The sequence below is a fragment of the Halobacterium sp. CBA1126 genome (assembly GCF_009741975.1).
Taxonomy (GTDB): Archaea; Halobacteriota; Halobacteria; order Halobacteriales; family Halobacteriaceae; genus Halobacterium.
This window is the reverse complement of the sequence record NZ_WPCF01000134.1, coordinates 1-5,840: the sequence shown is the minus strand read 5'-3', so window position 1 is coordinate 5,840 and position 5,840 is coordinate 1. Positions and strand designations below refer to the sequence as shown.

The following is a 5,840-nucleotide window of genomic DNA, read 5'->3' as shown; positions in this document are numbered from 1 at the left end:
GCCGCGGTCCGCGAGCACGGCGAGCGCGCCGGCCGCGATGCGGTCGAAGCGCCGGTACAGCTCCGCGCAGTAGTCGCCGGCGGCGTCGACGTCGCCCGGGCGGACGAAGCCGTGCTTCCAGAGCAGGCCGCCGAGGAGCACGCCGAGCGCGACGAGGTACGCCCACTTCGCGAGCGCGAGCAGCGGCGACCACTGGCCCGCGAGGTCGAGGGTGAGCGCGGTGCCGACCAGCGAGGCCGCGAGGATGACCGCGAGCGCGGCCTTCGGCAGCAGGTACTTGTCGAAGAGGTCGTCGGCGACTGTGCCGGCCGGCTCGTGGGTCACGTCTGCCATCGCGGCTGGAACACCTCGCCCGGTGGTTGGGCGCGCCCGCGCTAAGGGCTGTGTGCGGACATGTTCGGCTTCGAGCGGCGCGCCGCCAGCACGACGCCGACGGCGGGGCGAACATCTCCGGGCGCAGTCCTTAGCGGAGCGGCGACCAACCTCGGGGTGATGGCACAGGCCACAGGAGACGGGAGCGTCGAGTGGGTGCGGGCGTCCGCGGACCGGTGGCGCGCGCCGGTCCGGCAGACGGTTCGCTACCTCGAGGCCGTCCTCGAGTACCGCGGACTGGAGGCCACTCGGTTCGGGGGCGCGTTCTTCCCCGCGGTCGTCCCCTACACCTGTGACGGGGAGAACCGGGTCTTCTACTGGCGCTCGGTCGTCGACGAGCCACCGGAAGCGTGGAGCCGCGTCTGCGCGACTCCCTACGGCGTCCAGCCCGCGAGGGTGGGCGAAATCTCACCGGCGTTGACAGGCGACGGCGGCCAGACGGTCGTCGTCGAGGGGACCGTCGGCGGGGATTCGAGGGAAGCCGAACTCGCTTCGGGAGTCGCCCACGGCGCGACAATCGAGCGGATCGCGGAGGAACAGGCAGTCCTCGCAGTGGGCGGCGAGCGGTATCGAGTCGAACGCGGGCAGCGCCGCGAGCTCCCGCTCGGCGAGCGAGAAGTGGAACTCGCGGACGGCGAGCGAGCGGTCGCGGCGCCCGTGCTGACGGTGCGCTACCCGGGCGAGCGGGCGTTCTACCACCCCGCTGTGGGCGCGGACTACCGGCTGTTCCCGTCGTTCGGCGTCGACCTCGAGGACGCGCCGCGGGCCCTGGACGTCGAACCGGGGCCGAACGTCGACGAGGACGCGGTCGCGGCGGCGCTCGGCGTCGACCTCGCCGCGCGGCCGTACCCCGAGCGCGTGCTCTGGCAGGCGTTCGTCCACACCGCCTTCGGGGACGACGCGGCGCCGACGCTCGCGCAGTTCCCGGACGGCCTGCTCGCCGTGGCTGGGGACGCTGAGCGCGGCTACTCGTCGGCGGGCCCGAGGTAGTCCCACGCCTGCAGGCGGTCGCCGTCGCCGGCCACCCAGCGGTCGCCGATGTCGTCGCGGTAGTAGAGGTTCGGGATGAGCACGTCCTCGACGCGCTCGTAGGCCTGCGCCTGTGCCTCCCGCATCGTCTCGCCCTTCCCGGTGACGACCAGCGGCATGCCGGAGCCGCCGGCGACCCGCCACTGGCCGTCGACGCGCTTGGCGTCCTCGATGTGGACGCCCGGCGGCGGCGTGGTCGCGCCGCCGTCCTCGTCGGACGCGAACACGATGGCGGCGTTCCGCGAGTTCTCGTCGTAGGTCGCCTCGTCGTCGAACGGGAACGGCGGCAGCACCACGCGCACGCCGACCTGGTAGCCGTCGTGGACGTCGAACTCGGGGTCGCGGCCGTTCGCGAGCGCCGCGAAGAACTCCCCCGTGGAGGACTCGATGGCCTCCTCCTGCAGGGTGATGGTGGGGTAGCCGAACCGGGGCGTGAACTCCAGCGGGTAGACGCCGGTCTCGTTGACGATGCAGTTGAGGTCGATGCTGCCGACGTACCCCTCGTCGGCGAGCCACCCCTCGAGCCGGCCGAGCGTGCGCTCGAAGAGGTCGTTGCGCGGCGACCAGAACATGCTCGTCCCCATCTCGCCCGTGGAGGGGCCGATGTTCCCGGGGAACAGCCGCTTGTGCTCGAAGTTGAAGTTCACGGGCTCGACGAACTCGTTCCCGTTGAAGAACCCGCAGACGGCGACCTCGACGCCCTCGACCTTGCGCTGGAGCTGGAACCCCTTCATGCGGTGGCCCCACGCCTTCTCGTACGCCCGCAGCACGTCGACGACGTCGCTGCCGTCCTCGTCGTCGCCGACGTACAGCAGGCGCTTGACGTTCTGGACCTCGCCGAGGGGCTTGACGACGTACGGCCCGGGGTTCTCCTCGACGTGCCGGACGCCCGCCTGGAAGTCCGTGAACTCCTCGTGTTCGATGGTGTTCACGCCGTTCTCCTCGAGGACCTCTATCGCGTACCCGCGGTCCTCCTCGAGGCGGTCGGTGTTCGGCGTCCCGCCGACGACCGCGTGGCCCTCGGCGCGGAGGTCCTCCGCGATGGCGCCCGTCCCCACCTCCGAGCCGACCCAGATGTCGTCGAAGACGACGACGTCCGCCCACTCGACGTCGGCGCGCCAGTCGTCGGTCTTCGGCACGAACCCGTCCGCTATCTCCTGGTCGCCGTCGGCCTCCACGTAGTACTTGACGTCGTGGCCCTCCTCGTGGACCTGCCACGCCACGTCGCCGATGAGGGCGGCGTCCGCGGAGACGAACAGAAACTTCGTCGGTTCCATACGGACCGGTCGCGCGGTGCGACCAAAAGGGTGCTGTGCGCGCGAATACCACTCCCTCTACCGATAGATAAAATTAGTAATTAACAATTAACTGCTAGAATTTCCGAGTATAGCGTTTTAACACCGATATTTCCGGAATCCATTTATACTAATTGACTGTTACTGCGTGGTATGCCTTCACGAATCAATCGGCGCGACGTCATCCGCGGGCTCGGAGCTGCAGGTATCGCCGGGCTCGCCGGCTGTACGGGCGGTGGCGACGGAGACGGCGACGGGACCACCAGCGGCGGCGCGACCACCACGAGCGGCGGCGGCAGCGCGCGGACGCTCATGCACGGCGTCCTGCTGCCGACGACCGGCGGCCTCGCGGACCTCGGCGCCCCCATCCGGGACGGCGCCGTCCTCCCGGAAGCGGTCCTCGACGGGGCGACCGACTTCGAACTGGACTTCTCCGTGCAGGACACGCAGACGGACCCGAACGCCGGCCAGTCCGCGGCGCAGACGCTGCGCAACGGCGGCTACCCCGCGGTCACGGGCGCGGCGTCCTCGGAGGTCACCATCGCGGTCGCGGAGAACGTCTTCGTCCCCTCGGGGATGGTCGGCTGTTCGCCCGCGAGCACGTCCCCCGATATCACCGGCCTCGAGGACAACGGCCTCATCTACCGGACCGCGCCGACCGACGCGCTACAGGGCCAGGTGCTCGCGCAGGTCGCCGTCGAGGAGCACCAGGCGTCGACGGCCGCGACGATGTACGTGAACAACTCCTACGGCCAGCTGCTCGCCGAGAGCTTCAAGACGGCGTTCCAGGACCGGGACGGCCAGGTCTACCAGGAGGTCTCCTTTCAGAAGGGGCAGTCGTCGTACACCTCGCGCATCTCGCAGGCGCTCAACGACAACCCCGACGTGGTCGTCGTCATCGGCTACCCCGAGAGCGGCGTCCAGCTGTTCCGGGACTTCTACTCGGAGTTCGACACGGACGTCCCGATTCTCGTCACGGACGGCCTGCGGTCGGCGAGCCTCCCCGCGGACGTCGGCAACCCGCTGGACAACGTCACGGGCACCGCGCCGCTGTCAGCCGGTCCCGGCAAGGAGTACTTCGACGAACAGTACCAGAACGAGTACGGCGAGGAGCCCGGCGTGTTCACCGCGCAGGCGTTCGACGCCACCGCGGCCTGCCTGCTCGCGAACGCGGCCGCCGGCGAGAACGACGGCGCCGCCGTCGCCCAGGAGATGCGGAACGTCGCGAACCCGAGCGGCGAGGAGGTCACGCCGAGCACGCTCGCCGAGGGCCTCGAGCTGGCCGCCGAGGGCACCGACGTCCAGTACGTGGGCGCGTCCAGCGCCGTCGACTTCGACGAGAACGGCGACCTCGCGGCCGCGACCTACGAGTACTTCGGCTTCCAGGAGGGCGGCGGCATCGAGACCCTCGACGAGATCGCGTTCTCCGCGTAACGCCACCCGCTTCTTTCGACGCGACGCCGCACAGCGACGCGGCTCGCGCCCGCCGTGGATTCTCTCGGCTTGCGAACGCCACCCCCGTGTTTTGTCGGGGCCGCCGGTAGTCCCCCGCGGAGAGTCATGCAATCTACACGAATGCGAGTGGCGGCAGCGACCGCCCTCGTCGTCGTCTCCCTGACTGCGGGCTGCATCGGCGGGCTGTCGGCCGACGGCTCCGTCGACGCCGCCGCGGTCGGAGACGCGGTCGAACAGCGGTACGCCGCCCTGGACGGCTACGACGCGACGGTCACCCGCACGGTCGAAGTCGGCGACTCGACCACGGCGACCAGCGCGAACGTCGCGGTCCGCGGCGACCGACGCGAAGTGACGTACGAATCCGGTCCGCGCGCCGGCGAGACCGTCGCCGGGTCGGCCGACGGCGGCCCGGTCTTCGACGCCGGGACCGGCGCCGGCTCGCCCGCGACGCCCGCCGGCTACGGCGCGCTCGCGGAGACGCTGGTGCGCACGAGCAACGTCAGCGTCGAGCGCGTGACCAGCCACGACGGCCACCGGACCGCGGTGGTCGAACTCGACCCCCGCGATGACGCGAGCGGCGCGGCGAACGTCTCGCGGACGGTCTGGGTCGACCTCGACCGCGAGATCCCCCTGAAGGTCGTCACGTCGTGGACGACGGCCGACGGCGAGCCGGCGTCCGTGACGGTGAACTACGAGGACGTGTCGCTCGTCGAGAACGGGTCCGCGAGCGCGGAGGTGGCGTCGTGACTGACGCCCGCGGCAGCGTGCGGAGCGCGACGCTCGTGCTCGTCGTCGTCGGCGTCGTCGTCGGCGTGGCGTTCGCGCCGCAGGCGTGGGGGTACGCCACCGAGCCCGACGGCAACGTCGCCGTCGTGGAACTCCACGGCACCATCACGGGCGACTCCGCGACCGCGGTCGTCGACGACCTGCGGGAGGCCCGGCAGAACGACTCCATCCGGGCGGTCGTCCTCGACGTGAACAGCCCCGGCGGGACGGCGTCGGCGAGCGAACAGCTCTACCTGGCGGTCAAGCGCACCGCGGGCGAGATGCCCGTCGTCGCGAGCGTCACCGGCACCGCGGCCTCCGGGTCGTACTACGCCGCCGCGCCCGCCGACGACATCTACGTGACGCCCGCCTCCATCGTCGGCAGCGTCGGCGTGCGCGCCACCCTGCCGTCGGGCGGTGTGCCCGCCGGCGAGGTCGTGACCGGCCCCGACAAGGGCAGCGGGTCGACGCCCGACGAGGTGCGCCAGCGCGTCGAGACGCTGCGGAAGGCGTTCGTCGGCTCCGTGTTCGCGGAGCGCGGCGACCGCATCGAGCTCACCCGCGAGGAGGTCTCGCACGCGAAGGTGTACGCGGGCGCCACCGGCGTGGAGAACGGCCTCGCGGACGAAATCGGCGGCGTCGACGCGGCCATCGGGGCCGCCGCCGACGACGCCGGCCTCGGCAACTACGACGTGGTGCGGATGGAAGCGCCCCAGCCGTCCGTGCTCGCCCAGCTCGGCCTCGCGGCCGACGGCGAGCCCGCGGACGCGACCACCGAGCAGGTCTTCGAGTACCGGGGCGTCGACACCGTCCAGTACCTGATGCTGCACGGGACCATCGAGACGACCGACAAGACGGGGGTGACCGCGAATGCGACCGCGTGAGGTCGCGCGCGCCGTCGGCGTCGTCGCCGTCGTCGCCGCG

5 protein-coding genes and 1 pseudogene are annotated in these 5,840 nt (G+C 71.3%); 4 read left to right on the top strand and 2 right to left on the bottom strand.

Features of this window, described 5'->3' with window-relative positions:
- Positions 1–333, bottom strand: a pseudogene (locus tag GJ634_RS13730) (hypothetical protein); the annotation flags it as partial.
- A 159-nt stretch (positions 334–492) separates the two neighbouring features.
- Between GJ634_RS13730 and GJ634_RS13725 the strand changes: the two are divergent.
- A complete protein-coding gene (locus GJ634_RS13725; RefSeq protein WP_157503441.1) occupies positions 493–1,362 on the top strand; it encodes a hypothetical protein in 870 nt (289 codons plus the stop codon).
- Here GJ634_RS13725 and GJ634_RS13720 read toward each other — a convergent pair.
- Positions 1,338–2,678 carry a phosphoribosylamine--glycine ligase gene (locus tag GJ634_RS13720; protein ID WP_157503440.1) on the bottom strand — a complete coding sequence of 447 codons (1,341 nt, stop codon included), beginning with the start codon at positions 2,676–2,678 and terminating at the stop codon, positions 1,338–1,340. The two genes, GJ634_RS13725 and GJ634_RS13720, sit on opposite strands and share 25 nt — an antisense overlap.
- 171 nt (positions 2,679–2,849) lie before the next feature.
- Here GJ634_RS13720 and GJ634_RS13715 point away from each other — a divergent pair, with 171 nt between their 5' ends.
- From GJ634_RS13715 to GJ634_RS13710, 3 genes are all read left to right on the top strand, one after another.
- Positions 2,850–4,130 (top strand): ABC transporter substrate-binding protein, encoded by a 1,281-nt coding sequence (locus GJ634_RS13715; RefSeq protein ID WP_157503439.1) that lies wholly within the window; start codon positions 2,850–2,852, stop codon positions 4,128–4,130.
- 141 nt (positions 4,131–4,271) lie between these two features.
- A complete protein-coding gene (locus tag GJ634_RS16265) occupies positions 4,272–4,898 on the top strand; it encodes a hypothetical protein (RefSeq protein WP_231737049.1) in 627 nt (208 codons plus the stop codon).
- Positions 4,895–5,800 carry a S49 family peptidase gene (locus GJ634_RS13710; protein ID WP_331714184.1) on the top strand — a complete coding sequence of 302 codons (906 nt, stop codon included), beginning with the start codon at positions 4,895–4,897 and terminating at the stop codon, positions 5,798–5,800. Before GJ634_RS16265 ends, GJ634_RS13710 begins: the two co-directional genes overlap by 4 nt.
- The last annotated feature ends 40 nt before the right edge of the window (positions 5,801–5,840 follow it).

What these genes read in the sequence shown, in the direction of transcription:
- GJ634_RS13720 (WP_157503440.1), bottom strand. Translation starts at nt 2,678, where the DNA reads ATGGAACCGACGAAGTTTCTGTTCGTCTCCGCGGACGCCGCCCTCATC.
- GJ634_RS13715 (WP_157503439.1), top strand. Translation starts at nt 2,850, where the DNA reads ATGCCTTCACGAATCAATCGGCGCGACGTCATCCGCGGGCTCGGAGCT.
- GJ634_RS13725 (WP_157503441.1), top strand. Translation starts at nt 493, where the DNA reads ATGGCACAGGCCACAGGAGACGGGAGCGTCGAGTGGGTGCGGGCGTCC.
- GJ634_RS16265 (WP_231737049.1), top strand. Translation starts at nt 4,272, where the DNA reads ATGCGAGTGGCGGCAGCGACCGCCCTCGTCGTCGTCTCCCTGACTGCG.